The sequence below is a fragment of the Rhodanobacteraceae bacterium genome, assembly GCA_016713135.1.
GTDB lineage: Bacteria > Pseudomonadota > Gammaproteobacteria > Xanthomonadales > SZUA-5 > JADKFD01.
The window spans coordinates 666437-687357 of record JADJPR010000023.1 but is presented as its reverse complement, the minus strand read 5'-3'; the positions used below and the strand labels follow the sequence as shown (position 1 = coordinate 687357).

Sequence of the window (20921 nt, the reverse complement as noted above, 5' to 3'; positions counted from 1 at the left end):
TGCAAGGCGCGCTACTCGGCGCGCCAGCGCAAGCCCACCCCGGGCTCGGTCTCGATGTATTGGGGTGAGACCGGGTCGTCGCCCAGCTTGCGCCGCAGCTTGCCTACCAGGATGCGCAGGTAGTGGCTGTCCTCGTCATGGTCGGGGCCCCACAGCTCGCGCAGCAGTTGCGGCTGGGTCAGGACCTTGCCGCGGTGGCGCAGCAGCAACAGCAACAGCGACCACTCCTTCGGCGTCAGGCGCAAGGTCTGGCCGTCGAGATCGGCGCGCCGGCGCAGCGGGTCTACGTGCAGGTGGCCATCGTCCCAGCCGGTCTCGCCGGCGAGCGCTGGGCGCGTGCGCAACAACGCGCGGATGCGCGCCGAGAGTTCCTGCACGCCGAAGGGCTTGGTCACGTAGTCGTTCGCGCCGAGGTCCAGGGCGCGCACCTTCTCGGCCTCCGAAGCGCGCACCGAGAGCATGATCACCGGCACCTCGGTCCAGCCTCGGATCTCGCGCAGCACGCTGTGGCCGTCGCGGTCGGGCAGGCCGATGTCGAGGATCACCAGGTCGGCGCCGTGCGCGGCCAGCGCCGCCAGCGCCGCGGCGCCGTTGCCGGCCTGTTCCACCTGGTAGCCCTGCGCGCGCAGGCTGATGTCGAGCAGCTTGCGGATCTGCGGCTCGTCGTCGACCACCAGGATGCGCGGCTTGGCTTCGATCATCCGGGCGCTTCGGGCGGAGAGGTCAGCGGCAGGGTCACCACGATCAGCGTGCCGCATCCATCGGCACCGGGCAAGGCCTCGACGCGGCCGCCGTGGGCACCGATGAGCCCCTGGCAGATGCTGAGTCCGAGGCCGGTACCACCCTTGCCACGGTCGCCGCGCGCGACCGAATAGAACATGTCGAAGATGCGCGCGCGCTCCTCTTCCGGGATCCCCGGGCCGCGATCGGCCACTTCGATGCGCAGCTCGCCGGCATCGGCGCGCGCCCGCAGCGACACCGGCCCACCGGGCGGCGAGAAGCGCGCGGCGTTCTCCAGGATGTTGAACACCGCTTGTTCGACCAGCGCCGGATGGACCCATAGCAAGGGCAGGTCGGGCGGCACATCGAGCGCGAACTCGATCCCAGGGAACTGCTTGCGCACGCGCCGCGCGGCCGCGCCCAGCAGTTCCGCCGGCGCGATCCAGTCGCGCTGGATCTTCAGCTCGCCGTGGCCGAGGCGGGTCATGTCGAGCAGGTTCTGGATGTAGCGGTCCAACCGCTGGCCCTCGCCGAGGATCGACTCCTGCAGGCTGCGGCGGTCCTCCGGCGGCATCGCATCGCCGTAGGCCGTCAGGCTCTCGGCGGCGCCGACGATCGCCGACAGCGGCGAGCGCAGATCGTGCGAGACCGAGGACAGCAGCGCCGCGCGCAGGTTCTCGGTCTCGCTCTGCATGCGGGCGGCTTCCAGCGCATCGTTGAGCCGGGTGCGCGCGAGCGCGTCCGCGAGGTCGTCGACCATGGTCTGCAGCAGTTCCTCCTGCTCGCTGCCGAAGCCGGCCTCGCTGGCCGGCCGCAACCCGGCCACGCCGAGCACGCTGTCCTTGCTCTTCAAGGGCAGGAACCACCAGGCCGAGGCCTGCAGGGTGTCGGTACCGCGCCCAGCCGGTTTGCCATGGGTGCCGGTCCAGTCCGCTGCGGCCTGCTCGGTCAGGCCCGGCGTGGCGCTGCCGGCCGCCTGGCGCAGCTGCCCGCCGCTCTCACGCAGGAACAGCACCACATCGCAGCCGCCGGCGCGCGCGAGGGCGCGTTGCGCGACCGCGAGCACGCTCTCGGCGTCCGCTGCCGTGGCCAGCTCGCGTCCGAGCGACTGCAGCGCCTGGATGCTGGCGTTGGCGGCGCGCAGGTTCAGTACCTGGCGCCGCAGGTGGCCGGCCAGGCGACCGCTGATCAGGGCAGCCACCAGGAACAGGAACAGGTTGACGAAATCGCGGTGCGCCCACACCGCGAGGGTGTAGCGTGGCTCGGTGAAGAAGAAGTTCCAGCCGAGGAAGCAGCTCACCGCGGTCAGTACCGCGATGCTGCCGCGGGTGCGCACCGCCACCACCAGCACCGCCAGCAGGAAGATCGGCGACAGGTCTTTCAGCGCCAGCCAGCGCTCTGCAAGCAAGGCCAGCAGCAGGGAGGCGACCACGCCGCCGGCGGCGAGCGCGACATCGCTCCAGCGCCACACGCCGACGCGCGGACGCCGGCGGGCGCGGCGGCGCGCCTGCGGGGTCGCCAGGATGGTGAGCTCCAGGTGCGCGCCGTGTTGCAGCAGGCGCTGCGTCAGGGTGCGGTTGAACATGCGCGCGAAGGGACGCTCGCGGGTACGGCCGAGCACGATCCCGGACACCGCCTGCTGCGCGGCGTGGTCGAGCAGGGTGTCGGCGACATCGGCCCCACGCAGCCAGTCGGTTTCGGCGCCCAGGCGGCGTGCGAGCGCGAACACCTGGTCGACCGCGTGCCGGCGTTCCGCGGAGATATCCCCGGTGTCGACGAAGGCCACGGTCCAAGGCGCGCCGCGGCGCTCGGCAAGCTTGCGCGCGACCCGCACAAGGTATTCGCTGTTCTCGCTGCCGTCGACCGCGACCAGCAGGCGCCGCCGGATCGGCACGACTTGCTGGCCGCGCGCGGTCAGGGTCTCGCGCAGGTCGGCGTCGACGCGGTCGGAGATCTGCTGCAGCGCGAGTTCGCGCAGGGCAGACAGGTTGGAGGGATTGAAGAAACGCTGCAGCGCCGAACTGGCCAGTTCGGGCACGTAGACCTTGCCTTGCTGCAGGCGCTCGATCAGTTCGCGCGGGGGCAGGTCGACCAGCACGATGTCGCGCGCGCGGTCGAACACCGCGTCCGGCACGGTTTCGCGCACCCGCACCTGGGTCAGGCGCTCGACCAGGTCGTTCTGGCTCTCAAGGTGCTGGATGTTGACCGTGGTGTAGACCTCGATCCCGGCGTCGAGCAGTTCCAGCACGTCCTGGTAGCGATATGGGTGGCGGCTGCCGGGCGCGTTGCTGTGCGCGAGTTCGTCGATCAGCGCGACCTTGGGTTTGCGCGCCAGCAGCGCATCGAGGTCGAGTTCCTCGAGGGTGCGATCGCGATACTCGACGCGCCTTCGCGGCAGCACTTCCAGGCCTTCGAGAAGCGCCGCGGTCTCGGCGCGGCCGTGGGTCTCGACGATGCCGACCACGACGTCGATGCCGCGCCGCTTCAGCTCGCGCGCCGCCGAGAGCATCGCGTAGGTCTTGCCGACGCCCGGCGCGGCGCCGAGGAAGACCTTCAGCGCCGCGCCGCGGCGCTCGCGCGCGATGCCCTCGAGCAGGGCGTCCGCCTGGGCGCTGCGCGCGTCGGGCACGGTCAGCGCGCGTCCAGCGCCAGGTTCAGTTGCAGCACGTTGACGCGCGCGCCACCGTAGAAGCCGAGCATCGGCGGCTCGGTATGCGCGTCGATCAGTGCCAGCACCTGGTCCTCGGGAATCCCGCGTGCCCGCGCCACCCGCGGCGCCTGCGCCTGTGCGCCGGCCGGGGTGATGTGCGGATCGAGGCCGGATCCGGAGGCGCTGACGAGGTCTGCCGGCAGTTCGCTCGCGATCACGCCTTCGCGCGCGGCGATCGCCGCGGCCTCGGCGGCCATGCGCTCACGCAAAGCCGGGTTGGACGCGCCCCAGTTGCTGCCGGCGGCACCCACCGGGTTGTAGCCGGCGGCCGAAGGGCGCGGCGCGAAGTAGCGCGCATCGGCGAAGGGCTGCGCGACCAGAGCCGAGCCGACCACGCGGCCATCCCGCTCGATCAGGCTGCCGCGCGCCTGCTGCGAGAACAGCCAGCCACCGAGCAGGGTGGCGCCGACCGGGTAGGCGAGGCCCGTCAGCGCGATCGCCAGCGCGGCAAACACCAGCGCCGCGCGCAGGCCGCCGCCGCGGGTGTCGAGTACTGCTTGAGTGTTCATCGGGTTGCCTCGTGATCGGTTAATTGAAGAGCGTGGGACGCAAAGGACGCAAAAAACAGCAAGCAAGGACACGAAGGAAGCCATTGGAGCGGGGGAGCAGTTGCAGCAAGGGAAGCAGATGCAGCGAGCGGCTGGTCCGATCGGCTTCCCGCCTGCTTTCCTTTGCGTCCTTTCTTCTCCCCTTTGCGTCCTTTGCGTCAACGCTTCTGGTTTGCTGGTGCGACAGCGTGGCGATGGCGCGCATCAGGCGCCGAGGACGGCGGCGAGCAGCATGTCGATCAGCTTGATTGCCGGGAACGGCAGGATCACGCCGCCGACGCCCCACAGCAACAGGTTGCGCGCGAGCAGCGCGTCGCCGCTGGCGGCGGCCACGCGGATGCCGCGCAGCGCCAGCGGGATCAGCGCCGGGATGATCAGGGCGTTGAAGATCAGCGCCGAGAGGACTGCGTTGGTCGCACTCGACAGCCCCATGACATTCAGCGCCGCCAGCGACGGGATGCCGGCGACGAAGATCGCCGGGATGATCGCGAAGTACTTGGACACGTCGTTGGCGAGCGAGAAGGTGGTCAGCGCACCGCGCGTGACCAGCAACTGCTTGCCGATCTCGACCACGTCCACCAGCTTGGACGGATCGGAGTCGAGGTCGACCATGTTGCCGGCTTCCTTGGCCGCCTGGGTGCCCGCGTTCATGGCCAGGCCGATGTCGGCCTGCGCCAGCGCCGGCGCATCGTTGGTGCCGTCGCCGACCATCGCCACCAGGCGTCCCTGCGCCTGTTCGGCGCGGATGCGCGCGAGCTTGTCCTCGGGCGTGGCTTCGGCGAGAAAGTCATCGACGCCGGCCTGCGCGGCGATCGCCGCGGCGGTCAGCGGGTTGTCGCCGGTGATCATCACCGTGCGCACGCCAAGGCCGCGCAGCCGCGCGAAACGTTCGCGCACGCCGGACTTGACGATGTCAGAGAGCGCGACGACGCCGAGCACTTCCTTGCCCCCCGAGACGACCAGCGGGGTGGCGCCGCCGCGCGCGACCTGCTCGACGGTCATCTGCAGCGCGGCATGCGCATGCCCACCGGCCTGCGTGACCCAGCGGGCGACCGCGTCGGGCGCGCCCTTGCGTAGCGGCGCACGCCCGGGAATGTCGATGCCGGACATGCGCAGGCGCGCCGAGAACTCGATCACCGTGCTGTCTGCGGGCAGCGCCTCGCGCACGCCCTGGCGCTCGGCCAGGCGTACGATCGACTTGCCCTCCGGGGTCGGGTCGGCCAGCGAGGCAAGCGCGGCAGCGCGCGCGAGATGGCCCTCTGCCACGCCCGGCATCGGGTGGAAAGTGGTCGCCTGGCGATCGCCGTGCGTGATCGTGCCGGTCTTGTCGAGCAGCAGGGTGTCGATGTCGCCGGCCAGTTCCACCGCCTTGCCCGACTTGGCGATCACGTTCGCACGCATCGCGCGGTCCATGCCGGCGATGCCGATCGCCGGCAGCAGGCCGCCGATCGTGGTCGGGATCAGGCACACCAGCAGCGCGACCAGCATCACGAGGTCAAGTTCGACGCCGAGGAAGCCCGCCATCGGCGGCAAGCTGACGCAGACGATCAGGAACACCAGGGTCATCGCCGACAGCAGAACGGTCAGCGCCAGTTCGTTCGGGGTCTTCTGGCGCTGCGCGCCCTCGACCAGGCGGATCATGCGGTCGAGGAAGCTGTCGCCGGGGTCGGCGCTGACCTCGACCAGGATGCTGTCGGTCAGCACCTTGGTGCCGGCGATCACGCCGCTCTTGTCGGTGCCGGCCTCGCGCAGCACCGGCGCGGACTCGCCAGTGACCGCGGCCTCGTTGATCGTGGCCAGGCCTTCGATGATTTCGCCATCGGCAGGGATCAGCTCGCCGGCAGTCACGCGCACCTGGTCGCCGCGGCGCAGCGCCGAGGCCGGCACGCGCTCTTCGCGGCCGTCCACGATGCGCACCCCGGTCAGCTCGCTGCGGGTGGCGCGCAGGCTGGCCGCCTGGCCGCGTCCGCGCGCCTCGGCGATGCTCTCGGCGAAGTTCGCGAAGACCACGGTGGCGAGCAGGATCGCGGCCACCGCGAGGGTGAAGCCGAAGCGCGCATCGGACGGTCCGGCGGCGAAGGCCAGCAGCAGCGTCAGCACGGTGCCGGCGAGAACCACGAACATCACCGGGTTGCGCCACTGCACGCGCGGGTCGAGTTTGCGCAGCGCGTCCACGAAGGCCGGCAGCAGCGGCGTGTGCCCGCTGGAATGGCGTTGACGCTTGATCACCTGGGTATTCATTGAATGGCTCCCGTGGCGGCCAGCGAGAGGTGCTCGGCGATCGGCCCGAGCGCCAGCACCGGCAGGAAGCACAACAGGGTCATGAGTACGATCACCGCGATCAGGGTGGCGGCGAACACCGGGCCTTCGACATTCAACGAGGCGCGCGTGGTCGGCGCGACGCGCTTGACCGCCAGCGAACCGGCGATCGCGAGGGGAATTAGCAGGCAGGCGTAGCGCCCGACCAGCAATGCGAGCACGCAGGAGAGGTTCCACCAGACCGTGGCGTCGCCGAGGCCCTCGAAGCCGGAGCCGTTGTTGGCGAAGGCCGAGGTGTACTCGTAGAAGACCTGCGAGATGCCGTGGAAGCCGGGGTTGCTGTTGCCGGTGATCGCCGGCGTCGCCAGCGTGTACGCGGTCAGGCCGAGCACCAGCAGCGGTTGCAGCATCACCACCAGCGAGAGCAGGCGGATCTCCGGAACCTCGAGCTTGCGCCCGAACAGCTCCGGCGTGCGCCCGATCATCAGCCCGGACAGGAACACCGCCAGCAACACGTAGACCAGGAAATTGACCAGACCGCAGCCGACGCCGCCCCAGACCGCGTTGACCAGCATGCCGGACAGCGTGATCACGCCGGTCAGCGGGTTCAGCGAGTCGTGCATCGCATTGACCGAGCCGTTCGAGGTCTGGGTGGTCAGGGTCGCCCACAGCGCCGAGGCATCGGCACCGAAGCGCACCTCCTTGCCCTCGAGGTTGGGTGTCGCGGCCGCAAGTCCGCTGGCGGCGGCATTCGGCGCCTGCTCCAGCCACAGCGCAGCGCCCGCGAGCGCGAGCGACATCAGCAGCATGCTGCCGAAGACCATCGCGGCCAGCCGCCGACGCCCAGTCAGCGGGCCGATCATCAGGGCGATCGCGATCGGGAACACGATGATCGCGACGGTCTGCAGCAGGTTCGACAAGGGTGTCGGGTTCTCCAGCGGCACCGAAGAGTTCGGCCCGTACCAGCCGCCGCCGTTGGTGCCGAGCTGCTTGACCGCGACCATCGGTGCGACCGGGCCAACCGGGATCAACTGCTCGCCCAGGCCGGCACTGGCGTCCACCGGGGTGGCCTTCGCGGCGCCCTCGAAAGTGCTCGGCACGCCCTGCCAGGACAGTGCCAGCGACAGTGCCAGTGCGACCGGCAGGAAGGCGCGCAGGGTCAGGCGCACCACGTCGACGTAGAAGTTGCCGACATCGCGCGGCTCGCCCTCCTTCGCGCTGGCGGCGTTGCGGCCGCCGGTCAGCGCGCGCAGCATCGCCGCGGCGATGGCCAGGCCCATCATCGGAGTCACCACCTGCAGCGTGACGATGCCGGCCAGTTGCAACAGGTAGGACAGCTGCGCCTGGCCGGAGTAGTGCTGCTGGTTGGTGTTGGTCAGGAAACTGACCATCGTGTGCAAGGCCAGGTCCCAGGACATGCCGGGAATGCCATCCGGATTCAGCGGCAGCGAGCCCTGCGCCAGCAGCAGCGCGAACACCGCGATGCCGAGTACCGCATTGCTGAGCAGGAAGGCACGGGCGTAGCCCTGCCAGCTCATGCCGCGGGCAGGATCGATGCCGAGCGCGCGCCAGAGCGGTTTCTCGATGGCTGCGAACAGCGCCTCGCCGGGCATCGGCGCGGTCATCAGTGTGCGCGCCAGCCACCAGCCGAGCGGCAGCGCGGCGGCGATCGCGACCAGGTAGGTCAGCAGCAGGGTGGCCATGTCAGAAGCGCTCCGGCCACCACACGGCGGCCAGCAGGTAGGCCGCGAACGCCACGGCCAGCAACAGGATCAGCAGATTCATCGTGGCTACTCCACAAAGTGCACCTGGCACCGACATCGCCACAGTGCGCCAGGCGGGCGTAGCGGCGCGATGCGCAAGCGCAGGCCCGGCCGTAAACGCCGCGTAAAAACCGCGTGGCGTGGGTTGCGTGCACGTGCCCGCGCGCCCAGCCTGCGCGGCGCGTTCAACTGCTCGCGATCCGCATGCAATCGAAAAAACCCGCGCTGGTCCTGGCCGCCCTCGGCATCGTCTACGGCGACATCGGCACCAGCCCGCTGTACGCCTTCAAGGAGGCTTTCACCCCTGGTCACGGCCTCGCGCCCACGCCCGAGAACGTGCTGGTCACGCTCTCGGCGTTGTTCTGGGCGGTGACCCTGGTGATCTCGCTGAAGTATGTGTGGATCGTGTTGCGCCACGACAACGAGGGCGAAGGCGGGGTGCTCGCGCTGACCGCGCTGGCGCACCGGGCGAGCGCCGGGCGGCGGCGCCTGGCCGCGGTGGTGACGGTGCTCGGCGTGTTCGCCGCCGCGCTGTTCTATGGCGATGCGCTCATCCCCCCGGCGATCTCGGTGCTCTCGGCGGTAGAGGGTGTGGCGCTGGCCGCGCCGTCGCTGGCGCACTGGGTGATCCCGATCACCCTCGGCATCCTGCTCGGACTGTTCCTGGTGCAGCGCCATGGCACCGGGCGGGTTGGCGCCTCCTTCGGCCCGATCACGCTGGTCTGGTTCGGCACCCTGGCGATGCTCGGCGTCGCCAGCATCGCGCAGACGCCCGAAGTGCTGTGGGCGATCGACCCGCGCCATGCGCTGGGCTTTGCGCTGGAGCACCCGCACGCCGCCTTCGTGTTGATGGCGGCGGTGTTCCTGGCGCTGACCGGCGGCGAGGCGCTGTATGCCGACATGGGCCACTTCGGGCCCTGGCCGGTGCGGGTGGCCTGGTACGGCCTGGTGTGCCCGGCGCTGCTGCTGAACTACTTCGGCCAGGGCGCGCTGGTGATGCGCGACCCGGTTGCGGCAGCCAATCCCTTCTACGCGCTGGCGCCGGACTGGTTCCTGTGGCCGCTGGTCGCACTGGCCACCGCCGCCACCGTGATCGCCTCGCAGGCGACCATCTCCGGTGCCTACTCGATCACCCTGCAGGCTTCGCGCCTGGGCTACCTGCCACGCATCCGCCTGCTGCACACCTCGGACACCGAGCGCGGCCAGATCTACGTGCCGGCGGTCAACCGGGCGATGCTGGTCGCGGTGCTGCTGCTGGTGCTCGCCTTCGGCTCATCGAGCGCGCTGGCGGCGGCCTATGGCGTCGCGGTGTCGGGCACGATGATCGTGACCTCGCTGCTGACCGTGGCGATCGCGGCGCAGCGCCCGGGCGCCGGGCGGCGTCGCCTGATCGCCTTCCTGCTGCCGGTGCTGCTGCTCGAGTGCGTGTTCTTCGCCTCGAACGCCAGCAAGTTCATGCACGGCGGCTGGTTCCCGCTGGCGCTGGGCGCGGCGATCTTCGTGCTGCTGACCACCTGGCGCCGCGGCAGCGCCCTGGTCGCGCGCGAGCGCCAGCGGCTGGACCTGCCGATGGCCGAATGCCCGGTCACGCTGGCAGCCGGCGTGCCGCGGGTGCCAGGCACCGCGGTCTACCTCAACTCCGATCCGGACCGCGTGCCGAGCGCGCTTTTGCACTGCCTCAAGCATTTCAAGGTGCTGCACGAGCGGGTGCTGTTCGTGCACACCGATTTCCTCGAGGTGCCCTATGTTTCCAGGCCCGAGCGGGTGACCGTGCAAGCGCTGGGCAATGGCCTCTATGACGTGCGCGTGCGTTACGGCTTCCGCGAGGAGCCCGACCTGCCGGTGGCCCTGCGCGGGCACGATACGGACTTGCTGGCGGACGACATCGCGATCACCTGGGTGGTCGGCCGCTCGACCATCGCCGACGGTCCGGGCAAGCTGCCGGGCTGGCGTGCGGGGCTGTACTCGGCGATGAGCCGGCAGGCCGACGATGTCGGCTCCTGGTTCAGGCTGCCGCCGAACCAGATCGTGGAACTCGGCACGCGCGTGCTGCTCTGAAAGGCGGACCCAGTCGACAGTTTCTGATTGCGGGGGTAGCAGGCGCTGTCATCGACCGCGCCCCGCGCTGAAAGACCGTCGCACGTACCGAGGACTCCGTGTCATGCGCACCGCTGCCCGAATCGCTTCCACGCTGCTGCTGGCCGCCGGCTTGTGGCTGGCCCTGGTTGCCGCGTTGCCGCCGCTGCCGGAACACCAGCGCGCGGCCCTGGTCGGAGTGAATTCCTCCCGGGATTCCTGTGGCGGCGTGCCGGACCGGCCGGGTTGCTGGTTTTTCGGCCGCTGAAGCTGCGCCTGCCATCCCCAGGTGCACGACGGCCCAGACGGGAACGACGCAGCCTGGACCCGCGCCGTGCGATGCTGCGCGACCCCCAGCCGTGGCCGTCGACGCATGACCCAAACCGCCAGCGAACAACTCCTGGTCCGCGCCTTCGGCACCACCCTGCTGGCGGCGGCCATCGTCAACATCATTGTCGGCGGCGGCATCTTCGCGCTGCCGGGGCGCCTGGCGGATACCCTGGGCCCCGCGGCGCCGTACGCATTCGTGCTTGGCGCTCTGTTGATGGTGCCGGTGGTCCTGTGTTTCGCCGCCGCCGGCAGCCGTGCGACCGCCACCGGCGGCCCTTACAGCTATGGTCGTGATGCCTTCGGGCCCTTCGCCGGATTCTCTTTCGGCGCGCTGACCTGGATCTCGAATGTCACCGGTTGCGCGGGCGTCGCCGCAGCGCTGGTCGACCAATCCGCGCGTGTCTGGCCGGCGGCGGGCGAGGGCGGCGCGCGGGCGCTGCTGCTGGTGCTGCTGTTCGGGCTGTTCGCGACGCTCAACCTGCGCGGCGTGAGCCTCGGCGCGCGCGCGATTGGAGTGCTGGCCGCTGCCAAACTCACCCCGCTGGTGCTGCTGGTCCTGCTCGGCATCTGGTTCATCGAGCCGGCGCAGCTCACGGTGCCCGCATGGCCGGCGTGGCAGCACTGGGGCCAGGCGATGGTGCTGGTGCTGTTTGCCTACGCCGGGATGGAGAGCGCGCTGGTGCCGACCGGCGAAGTGCGCGATCCAGGCCGCACCGTGCCGCGCGCGGCGCTGGTGGCCATCGTATTCGTGATCCTGTTGTATGTCGGCCTGCAGCTGTCGGCGCAGGGCGTTCTCGGCGCTGCGCTGGCAGGCGACAAGACGCCGCTGGCCAGCACCGCCGGCGCGCTGTGGACGCCCGGCTTCACCCTGTTGCTGCTCGGCGCCGGCCTGTCGATGCTCGGCTACCTGCACGGCAACATCCTCGGCAACTCGCGGCTGCTGTACGCGCTGGGCCGGGACGGCCTGCTGCCGGCAGCGCTGGGCGCGGTGCATCCGCGCACGCGCGTACCGCACGTTGCCGTGATCGTGCACGCCGCGGTCGCGCTGGCGTTGGCGCTGACCGGCGATTTCGCGACGCTGGCGCTGGTGTCGGGTGGTGCCGTCGGCTTGCTCTACCTGTTCGTCTGCCTCGCCGCGTGGCGCCTGCAGCGCGTCGACTCGCGTACCCACGAGGAGCCGATGCATCTGCCGGGCGGGCCCCTGATTCCGCTGATCGGCGTCGCCGCGATGGGCGTCATCCTGGCCTCCCTGAGTGCCCAGGAGTGGATCGCGATCGGCGTGGCGCTGGCGGTCAGTGCGTTGATGTATGCGGCCGCGAAGCGGCGATGAGCCCTCGTGGGTCCGGACCTTGTCCGGACGCTTCGGGCTGGTCGTGCCATCCGAGGCCGAAGCGTTCGAACAAGGTTCGAACCCACAAATGCCCCACATCCGCGAGGGCGACGCGGCGATGAGCCCTCGAGGGTCCGGACCTTGTCCGCACGCTCAGGGCTGGTCGTGCCATCCGAGGCAGAAGCGTTCGAACAAGGTTCGAACCCACAAATGCCCCCACATCCGCGAGGCCGACGCGGCGATGAGCCCTCGAGGGTCCGGACCTTGTCCGCACGCTCAGGGCTGGTCGTGCCATCCGAGGCAGAAGCGTTCGAACAAGGTTCGAACCCACAAATGCGCCTACATCCGCGAGGGCGACGCGGCGATGAGCCCTCGTGGGTCCGGACCTAGTCCGGACGCTTCGGGCTGGTCGTGCCATCCGAGGCAGAAGCGTTCGAACAAGGTTCGAACCCACAAATGCCCCACATCCGCGAGGGCGAAGCGGCGATGAGCCCTCGTGGGTCCGGACCTTGTCCGGACGCTCAGGGCTGGTCGTGCCATCCGAGGCAGAAGCGTTCGAACAAGGTTCGAACCCACAAATGCCCCCACATCCGCGAGGGCGACGCGGCGATGAGCCCTCGTGGGTCCGGACCTTGTCCGGACGCTTCGGGCTGGTCGCCATCCGAGGCAGAAGCGTTCGAACAAGGTTCGAACCCACAAATGCCCTCACATCCGCGGGGCAACGCGGCGATGAGCCCCCGTGGGTCCGGACCTTGTCCGGACGCTCAGGGCTGGTCGTGCCATCCGGGGCAGAAGCGTTCGAACAAAGTTCGAACCCACAAATGCGCCTACATCTCCACCGGCTGCGCATGCTCCTTGGTCGCGGCAAACCGGAGCTTCGGATAGCGCTCTTCGGTCAGCTGCAGGTTCACGCGGGTCGGCGCCAGGTACACCAGCGCGCCGGAGGCATCCTTCGCCATGTTCTGCATCGCCTTGGACTCCAGGTCCTCCAGCGATTTCGCGTCGTCGCCGCCGATCCAGCGCGCCGTATGGATCTGCACGTTCTCGAACACCGCTTCCACGCCGTACTCGTCCTTGAGCCGGTAGGCGACCACGTCGAACTGCAGCGTGCCCACCGCGCCCAGGATCAAGTCGTGGCCCAGCAGCGGCTTGAAGAACTGCGTCGCGCCTTCCTCGGACAACTGCGTCAGGCCCTTCTGCAACTGCTTGAGCTTGAGCGGATCGCGCAGGCGCGCGCGGCGGAACAGTTCCGGCGCGAAGTTCGGGATGCCGGTGTACTTCAGCACCTCGCCCTCGGTGAAGGTGTCGCCGATCGAGATCGTGCCGTGGTTGTGGATGCCCAGGATGTCGCCCGGATACGCGCTCTGCGCGATCTCGCGGTCGCTGGCCATGAAGGTCAGCGCATTTGCCAGCTTGAACTCCTTGCCGGCGCGCACATGCCAGGCCTTCATGCCGGACTCGTAGCGCCCCGAGCAGACGCGGAGGAAAGCCACGCGGTCACGGTGCTGCGGATCCATGTTCGCCTGGATCTTGAACACGAAGCCGCTGAACTTCTCCTCCAGCGGATCTACCGTGCGGGTCTCGGTGGCGCGCGGGCGCGGCGGCGGCGCGTGCTCCACGAAGAAATCCAGCAGCAACTGCACGCCGAAATTGTTGATGCCCGAACCGAAGAACACCGGCGCCTGCTTGCCGGACAGGTAGGCCTCGCGGTCGAAGGGGTGCGAGGCGCCCTGCACCAGTTCCAGTTCATCGCGCAATTCGCGCAGCACATCGCTGCCCAGGCGTTCTTCCAGGCCCGGCGCATCGAGGCCCTTGAAGATGGTCGAGTCCTGGCGCGTGAAATTGCGCCCCGACTCATATATATGCACCTCGTCCAACAGCAGGTGGTACACGCCCTTGAGGCGCGAGCCCATGCCGATCGGCCAGGTCACCGGCGCGCACTGGATGCCGAGCACGCTCTCGATCTCGTCCAGCAGGTCGATCGGCGAGCGGCCTTCCCGGTCCAGCTTGTTGATGAAGGTCATGATCGGCGTGTCGCGCAGTCGGCACACGTCCATCAGCTTGATCGTGCGCTCCTCCACGCCCTTGGCGCAGTCGATCACCATCAGCGCCGAGTCCACCGCCGTCAGCACGCGGTAGGTGTCCTCCGAGAAGTCCGCGTGGCCCGGCGTGTCCAGCAGGTTGACGATTCGCCCCGCGTACGGGAACTGCATCACCGAGGACGTCACCGAGATCCCGCGCTCCTTCTCCAGCGCCATCCAGTCGGACGTCGCGTGCCGCGCCGCCTTGCGCGACTTCACCGACCCCGCCATCTGGATCGCCCCGCCGAACAGCAGCAGCTTCTCCGTCAGCGTGGTCTTGCCGGCGTCCGGATGCGAAATGATCGCGAAGGTGCGGCGGCGCCGGGTTTCGCGCAGGTGTTCGGACATGGACTCGGCAGGAGATACAAAAAGGGCGCGCATTGTAGGAGCGACACGCACGTCGCGACCAGTCCATGATGGTCCTTGTCGCATTCCTGTAGCGGAGGTCGCTCCGCTGCTAATCCCCTGAGCCCGTCGAAGGGTCAACGGGCGCCGAACAGACTGTCTTGGTCGAGTCAGGCGCTCCTGAATCGACCATTTTCGTCTTTCTCGGGTTGCTCGCCCAGGATCTGAGCGCATACCATCGCAATATGCCATCACATCGGATTGCGGCCATGGCCCATCGCACGACTTTCAGCCTCGACAGCGACACCATCGAAGCCCTGCGTCGACTGGCGGAACTGTGGGGCACGTCCCAAGCCGGAGTTGTCCGGCGCGCGGTGCGCGCCGCGGTGGAGCGGGCCGCGGTTCGCCTGACGCCTCAGCAGGCCCTCGATTGTTTTCGGGCGGGCGCAGTGCCGATGGACGCGGGTCAACTTCGGATTCTCACCACGGAGGCGCGCGCGGCACGCCTCGAAGCCGATGAGCGCCGCTCGTGAGCCGGATCCAGTTCGATACCAACGGCCTGATTGCTTTGCCAGTCTGGGTGCGCGAGGATCATCCGGCGATCAAACGCATTCAGCAGGGCCAGCCAGCCGCCGCTTGCGCGCTGGTCTGGTACGAATTCGTCTGCGGCCCGGTCAGCGACGAACACAAGGAGCTAGCCCGTGCCGTCCTTGCTGGCCGAATCGAGCCGGTCACAGAAGCCGCCGCCGATCTTGCCGGAAGGATGTACAACGCAACCGGCCGCAACCGCAGAACCCGAACCGACGCCCTGATCGCCGCCTGCGCGATCAACGTCGGCGCCGAATTCGTGACGCTCAACCGTGGGGATTTCGCGCCGTTCGAGAAGTTCGGGCTCGTGTTGTTCTGACTCTGCGTTTGTGGGCCTCATCGCGTGCCTGCGAAGCCCGGCCGGCGCTTCGGCAGAACTGTTGCGCATGGCCCGGCATGGACGCCTGATTCTCCTGGTCAGTGTCCCATTGTTTCTCGAGTACGAAGCGAAGTGCAGCGAGGACGAACGCCTTTTGGCGGCGAGCCTCGGGAGGATGCACAGGCCTTCCTCGATGCACTGGCTGTGATCGTGCGACCGGTTGCGATCCACTACTCGTGGCGCCCGCAGCTGCGTGATCCGGCCGACGAAATGGTCCTGGAGGCGGCAGTCAACGGCAGCGCAGACGCGTTGATCACGTTCAATCAGCGCGATTTCGCGAAAGCCCCGGCCAGGTTTGGAATCGAACTGTTGCTACCGTCGGAGGCGTTGACGAGATTGCGATGAAAACGAGTTCAACTTTTCCCTTGCGTCTTCCACGCTCGATCAAGGCCGCGGTCGAAAGGGTCAGCAAGCAGGACGGCACCAGCGCCAACCAGTTTGTCGCGACCGCCGTGGCTGAAAAGCTGGCTTTCATGACCGCCGAGCAGTTTTTCCTGGAGCGACAGAGCCGCGCAGATCTGGCCAGGTTCGACGCGATCATGGCGCGCGAGGGCGGACAGCCTCCGCGTACCGGCGATGAGGTCCAGCCCGCCGGGCACGCGGGGCCTTGAGCTTCGGTTACAAAGCCACCTCCATGCGACGCCGGGCGCTTGTGCCACTGCCAAAGCCGCCGGCACGATCATCCCATGCAACGCCTGCGCGCACGACGCTGCGAATGGCGAGCGGCCCTCGCGGTCCAGCTTGTTGATGAAGCTCATGACCGGCGTGTCGCGCAGCCGGCGCACGTCCATCAGCTTGATCGTGCGCTCCTCCACGCCCTTGGCGCAGTCGATCACCATCAGCGCCGAGTCCACCGAAGTCAGCACGCGCTAGGTGTCCTCCGAGAAGTCCGCGTGGCCCGGCGTGTCCAGCAGGTTGACGATCCGCCCGGCGTAGGAACTGCATCACCGAGGACGTCACCGAGATCCCGCGCTCCTTCTCCAGCGCCATCCAGTCAGAGGTGGCATGCCGCGCCGCCTTGCGCGACTTCACCGACCCCGCCATCTGGATCGCCCCGCCGAACAGCAGCAGCTTCTCCGTCAGCGTGGTCTTGCCGGCATCCGGATGGGAGACGATCGCAAATCCAAAGCGCACCACCTGCCGCCTTTCGCCTATCCTGAAAGGCGCGCAGCGGTTGCAGTCTTGCGAGATTGCGCCAAGTGGGCTGTGTGGGTGATGGACAACGGCGCGCTGGCGGGGGCACAATTGAGCGTAGGGCTTTGTCGCCCCCAGTGCAGCGGCAACTTTGACAAGTGAGGACGTTTTATGAGCTTGGCAATCTGGCGATCGCACCTTTTTGGCGCCCTGCTCGCGCTATGTGTGGGCCTCGTGGGCCTGCGTGCGGAAGCACAGGTTCCCTCCATCGTGCACGTGTTCAACTTCCCGAACACCAATCAAGCGATACCGCTCTGTAATGGTGATTTCACGGCCTTCGCTACTGCCGGGACGATTAACGTACCAAGCTCGGTGAGTTTCACGAACGCTTCGATCAGCGTTGGGGTATTGGCAAGGCACAACAACCGGGGTGATCTGCGAATACGCTTGGTCAGACCGGGTGGGGACACGAATCTGGTGGCAGCCAGTAGCGGCGACACTGACAACCATTACAATGTCACGTTCACGGAGAACCAGGACGGTTCGCGCGCAGGCTTAGCAGGGCCAGCACCGCTTGACGACGGTGATAATGATCACGAGGCAGCAGACGCAAATTTCAGGCTGCCTTATCGGCGGCTTGTCAGCGTCCCCGCGGCTACCATCAATGCATATACCGGCAACGTTGCCAACACGAATTGGGAATTGCGCGTTTGCGACGATGTGGGTCCTGGCCTCAACAGCGGGAGTCTACAGTCGGCCCAGTTGGTGCTGCGTCAAGTCAATCCGTCTCCTCCGGCCCAGGTCTGCTCGACGACCGCCTCCTATGACTGGACCGGGGGTACCGAGGATGCCACGTTCAACTTCACAGTCACACGCGATGACGTGCGCTTCCGCGAACTCAGCAATAGCGGTCAGGCGCCGGGGGATACTGACACTATTGCAAGCTTTACGTTACGGGCGGACGCGGGTGTCAACGTGCCCGCTAATAGTCGGCATTACCGATATAGGACAACCGCGGGTACGGGCGGCGCCATTCCGGCACCTGGTGGCGGAGAAAACGACATCGAATTTGCAGATTTCGTTCTTCGCGATAGCGCTGATCAGCCGCTGGCCGTTCGCGATTTCCAAATGAGTATCCGCGACATCCACACCAGCACTCCACCGAGTACTACAGCTGGTTACGAAGACATCGCCAAGATGGAAGGCTTCTTGGGTGCCTCCACACAGCCAGTGCCCGTGTTCGTCAGTTTCGTCAATACGATCGATACGAATCTTGCTTTCTACGGCAATTGGCTAGAATCAGACGCACTTGTTGCTGACAACGCGCTTGCACCCGGTGAGGCAACCTACCGGTTCCTCAGTCCGGTAGACCGGGTACGCGTGACTTTCGGTCACGGCGACAAGACCAGGGAGGGGTTTTTGCATGCCGTCTGGCTGAGTCCATTGAGCTTCTGCGCCGTCGACTACGGCGACGCGCCGTCGACCTACGGCACAACCTTTGCCGCGGGCGGGCCACGCCACTTGCTCGGCAGTCGGTTGCTTCACCTCGGAGCAAATCCACCCGACGGCGAGTCCTCTGGGACTGCCAGCACCGCCTTCGACAGCGACGACGGTGTTGGTGCCGACGAGGATGCCATCGTCGGTGGCACTGGCGGAATTCAAGCCTACAACGCGACAAGCATGACTTGCGGACCGGTCACCGTTGGCCCCGGTCAATATTGCCTGCAAGTCAGTGCGACGAACAATGCAGGTACCGGAGCCAATTTGGTCGGGTGGATCGACTGGAACGATAACGGTGCATTCGACAGCAACGAACGATCTGAGCCAACGCTTGGCGGTTCCGGCGGCAGCTTCGCTACCCCCAATCTAGCCAGCGGCTTCAGCGGCAACGTTGTGCTTGTCTGGAACGTGCCGAGTGTGACGGTGCCTAACGCCGATGCAATTCGTCTCCGGCTCTCCACCGATCCTTCGTTCGTCAGTGTGAGTGGCCCCGCTTCGGGGGGGTATGCGCGCGACGGCGAAGTGGAGGATTGGCAGGCGCCGCCCGGGACGCTCCCGGTGACATTGGCAGAAGTTCGCGTGGCCCGCCTCGATACCTCGCGTATTGCTGTTGACTGGACCACTGCGACGGAGACTGGCACGCTTGGCTTCCAGGTCCTGCAGCGACAGGCTGATGGTTCTATCGAGCCCTTGGGCCGTGATCCGGTTGCCAGTGTCCTCGGCAACACAACACGCCCTCAGTCGTATCTGAAGGAATTCACCACTAGCTCCGATGCGCCGATCTACCTCGAAGAGTGGTCGGTTGATGGCATGCGTGAACGTTTCGGTCCCTATGCCATCGGGCAGACGCTCGGCAGCAAGCCGCGCTTGGAGCCGGCGCCATGGGCACAGGCCAGGCTGCAGGCCGCCACCCACGAGGGTTTCGATCGTCGCCAGCGACTCGGACGTGGCGCGGGTGCGCCCTCGGCTGAGATCCGTGTGACGAAGACCGGTCTGCAACAAGTCCGCGCTTCCGATATCGCCGCCGCAGGCGTCAATCTCGTGGGCCAGACAGTTGCCGCAATCAAGCTCCGCCACGGTGATCGAATTGTTCCCGTTCGCGCGCTGGGCAACCCAGCTACGGTGGGTGGTGATACCGTGCTCGAATTTTACGGCGAAGCGGTTGAGGACAGCTACTACACCAACGTCCGGCCCTATCACCTGGAAGTCGCTGCCGGCGGATCGGCTTGGGCAACCGAACCGGGTACCCCAATTGCCGGTCTCTCGTCAGTGCGCGGCCCCGCGACGTCTCGACTCGATGGCAACCGATTTTACGGCACCGCATCTCCTATCGGCGATCCTTGGTACTTCGATCTCGTGGCGCGCAATGGTGCCAGCGGGGCAAGCCAATGGTCTATTGACTTACCATCTACTGCAGTGATTGCCGAGACCGCACAATTGCGCATTGAGTTGTGGGGTGGGTCGGCCTATGTCGAAATCTCGCCGGATCATCGTTATCGTGCTCTGATCAACGGTAGTCCAATCGGCGAGGGCTCATTCGATGGTATTAGCGGCCATGTGGGCACCTTTCCTCGTGCCGGCCGGACTTCTTCAGCCGGGTAGCAATACCGTGCGCTTGGAGCTGCTGGCGACGGGCCGCTCAATCGACCGAATTCATGTGGAATCCGTCGAGCTGTCCTTCCGCTCGGAGCATTCTGCCCGCGACGGCGTGGCGTTGGTGGATATCGCGCAAATGGAGGGCCGACCAGAGGCGATTTTTGCCGATGGCATTGGCGATCCAGTCGAGTCACCTGCTTGCGGAAGTGGATGCGAACAATTTGTGGCAGGCGGCTTCCAGAGCGCCGATCTGGTGGCGATGCAGATCGTCGATGGTTCCCCAATCGAACTCGTGGATTTCGAAGTATCGGCGCAGGGGGGGCATTACACAGCCCATGTAAGGCCTGGATTGCGCTTCAATCCGAATGGAGAACCGTTGCATTACCCAGTTCTCATCGCCGAGCGCAGCCGCGCGGCCCAGCCGCAAGTCGTTCCGGCATTGCATCTGCCACATCCCCTGCAGGGTGGCAATGCTGAACTGCTCTTGATTGTGAGCGCGCGATTCGCCCAATCGGTGGATGCGCTGGTGTCAGCACGCATCGCGGAAGGGCTCACCGTTCGCGTCGTCGAAGTGAAACAGATTTATGAGCACTACAGCGGCGGCATCGTCGATCCGGACGGCATCCGTCGCTTCGTGGCAGATGCCCACGCCCAGTTGGGGACTCGTTATCTGTTGATCGTTGGCGGCGACACTTATGACTATTTCGACCGGCTGGGTCTCGGCAGCATTAGCGACGTTCCGACGATCTATCGCGCAACGCATGCCCGGGTCAACTTCGCCCCGGTGGACAGCGAGTTCGGAGACGTCGACCGCGACGGCTTGCCCGAAGTTGCGGTCGGTAGGCTGCCGGCACGGACCAGCGCCGAGCTGGAAAGCATGCTGGCCAAGGTTCTCGAAGCCACCCCTGCCGGTGCACGATCGGTCGTGATTGCAGCCGAACGAAGCAATCCAGCCGAGCGCATTGTCTATCGGGATACCGCCGAGTCCTTGCTCGCCACCCTTGGTCCGCCTTGGCAGGCTGGTGCAAGCCGTGTCTATCTCGACGACTACGCGGCAACGTCAGCGGGCACGCAGGCTGCTCGCGCGGACTTCGCCAGCCACGTTAACAGCGGACGCAATTTGGCGGTCTTTATCGGTCACGCCTCGCCGTCCATTTGGTCACGCGAAAACCTGATTGAAGCTGCGTCTTTGCCCACCATTTTGACCGGTGGCAGCTTCTCGCCGGTTGTGGCGGAGTTCGGTTGTTGGGGCGGTTACTTCGTTGAGCCGACTTACACGACCATGAATCAGGCGTGGCTTCTGCCGTTGGGCAAGGGTGCTCGCGCCATGCTCGCGTCGAGCTCACTTACTGAAACCGCCAGTGACGAGGCAATTGCAAAGGCGCTGTTGCCGCGTCTGGCCATTCCGGGCATGCGGCTCGGTGATGCGCTGAACGAAGCCAAGGCCGAGGTGTGGTCGACGGCGCCGGAAATGACTGACGTGATCTTGGGCATGTCGCTGTTTGGCGATCCGACAGCGCGCATGACGCCGGCCGCGGAATGAGCTGGCGCCCCGGATGTCT

At 67.1% G+C, this 20921-nt stretch carries 14 protein-coding genes and 2 pseudogenes; 8 read left to right on the top strand and 8 right to left on the bottom strand.

Annotation, left to right across the window (positions count from 1 at the left end; all coding sequences use genetic code 11):
* Positions 1–11: 11 nt before the first annotated feature.
* The 6 genes from IPK27_22775 to IPK27_22750 form a co-directional block, all read right to left on the bottom strand.
* On the bottom strand, positions 12–701 hold the full coding sequence (locus tag IPK27_22775; GenBank protein MBK8070327.1) for a response regulator transcription factor: 690 nt from the start codon (positions 699–701) through the stop codon (positions 12–14).
* The gene (locus IPK27_22770; GenBank protein ID MBK8070326.1) at positions 698–3349 is read right to left on the bottom strand and encodes a sensor histidine kinase KdpD; all 2652 of its coding nucleotides are present in this window, start codon (positions 3347–3349) and stop codon (positions 698–700) included. Before IPK27_22770 ends, IPK27_22775 begins: the two co-directional genes overlap by 4 nt.
* A gap of 2 nt (positions 3350–3351) precedes the next feature.
* The gene (gene kdpC, locus IPK27_22765; protein MBK8070325.1) at positions 3352–3939 is read right to left on the bottom strand and encodes a potassium-transporting ATPase subunit KdpC; all 588 of its coding nucleotides are present in this window, start codon (positions 3937–3939) and stop codon (positions 3352–3354) included.
* A 243-nt stretch (positions 3940–4182) separates the two neighbouring features.
* Positions 4183–6219, bottom strand: coding sequence for a potassium-transporting ATPase subunit KdpB (kdpB, locus tag IPK27_22760; protein MBK8070324.1), 2037 nt, complete (start codon positions 6217–6219; stop codon positions 4183–4185).
* The gene (kdpA, locus tag IPK27_22755; protein ID MBK8070323.1) at positions 6216–7940 is read right to left on the bottom strand and encodes a potassium-transporting ATPase subunit KdpA; all 1725 of its coding nucleotides are present in this window, start codon (positions 7938–7940) and stop codon (positions 6216–6218) included. The genes kdpB and kdpA overlap by 4 nt, the downstream gene beginning before the upstream one ends.
* 1 nt (position 7941) lies before the next feature.
* A complete protein-coding gene (locus tag IPK27_22750) occupies positions 7942–8052 on the bottom strand; it encodes a potassium-transporting ATPase subunit F (GenBank protein ID MBK8070322.1) in 111 nt (36 codons plus the stop codon).
* A gap of 152 nt (positions 8053–8204) precedes the next feature.
* Here IPK27_22750 and IPK27_22745 point away from each other — a divergent pair, with 152 nt between their 5' ends.
* From IPK27_22745 to IPK27_22735, 3 genes are all read left to right on the top strand, one after another.
* Entirely contained in the window at positions 8205–10058 is a 1854-nt protein-coding gene (locus tag IPK27_22745; GenBank protein MBK8070321.1) for a potassium transporter Kup, read from the top strand.
* Between the two features lie 103 nt (positions 10059–10161).
* Positions 10162–10344 (top strand): hypothetical protein, encoded by a 183-nt coding sequence (locus tag IPK27_22740; GenBank protein MBK8070320.1) that lies wholly within the window; start codon positions 10162–10164, stop codon positions 10342–10344.
* 105 nt (positions 10345–10449) lie between these two features.
* Positions 10450–11736 (top strand): APC family permease, encoded by a 1287-nt coding sequence (locus tag IPK27_22735; GenBank protein MBK8070319.1) that lies wholly within the window; start codon positions 10450–10452, stop codon positions 11734–11736.
* Positions 11737–12563: 827 nt separating this feature from the next.
* Here the strand turns inward: IPK27_22735 and IPK27_22730 are convergent.
* Positions 12564–14165 carry a peptide chain release factor 3 gene (locus IPK27_22730; GenBank protein MBK8070318.1) on the bottom strand — a complete coding sequence of 534 codons (1602 nt, stop codon included), beginning with the start codon at positions 14163–14165 and terminating at the stop codon, positions 12564–12566.
* Between the two features lie 266 nt (positions 14166–14431).
* Here IPK27_22730 and IPK27_22725 point away from each other — a divergent pair, with 266 nt between their 5' ends.
* The 3 genes and pseudogenes from IPK27_22725 to IPK27_22715 all read left to right on the top strand — a co-directional run bounded on the left by IPK27_22725 (position 14432) and on the right by IPK27_22715 (position 15474).
* Positions 14432–14695, top strand: coding sequence for a ribbon-helix-helix protein, CopG family (locus IPK27_22725; GenBank protein ID MBK8070317.1), 264 nt, complete (start codon positions 14432–14434; stop codon positions 14693–14695).
* On the top strand, positions 14692–15069 hold the full coding sequence (locus IPK27_22720) for a PIN domain-containing protein (protein ID MBK8070316.1): 378 nt from the start codon (positions 14692–14694) through the stop codon (positions 15067–15069). Before IPK27_22725 ends, IPK27_22720 begins: the two co-directional genes overlap by 4 nt.
* A gap of 67 nt (positions 15070–15136) precedes the next feature.
* Positions 15137–15474: pseudogene (locus IPK27_22715) on the top strand (PIN domain-containing protein).
* 371 nt (positions 15475–15845) lie between these two features.
* On the opposite strand, the pseudogene IPK27_22710 reads toward IPK27_22715, so the two are convergent.
* Positions 15846–16284 (bottom strand): annotated as a pseudogene (locus tag IPK27_22710) (GTP-binding protein).
* Between the two features lie 150 nt (positions 16285–16434).
* Here IPK27_22710 and IPK27_22705 point away from each other — a divergent pair.
* Positions 16435–19365 carry a proprotein convertase P-domain-containing protein gene (locus IPK27_22705; GenBank protein MBK8070315.1) on the top strand — a complete coding sequence of 977 codons (2931 nt, stop codon included), beginning with the start codon at positions 16435–16437 and terminating at the stop codon, positions 19363–19365.
* Entirely contained in the window at positions 19319–20902 is a 1584-nt protein-coding gene (locus IPK27_22700) for a hypothetical protein (GenBank protein MBK8070314.1), read from the top strand. The genes IPK27_22705 and IPK27_22700 overlap by 47 nt, the downstream gene beginning before the upstream one ends.
* The last annotated feature ends 19 nt before the right edge of the window (positions 20903–20921 follow it).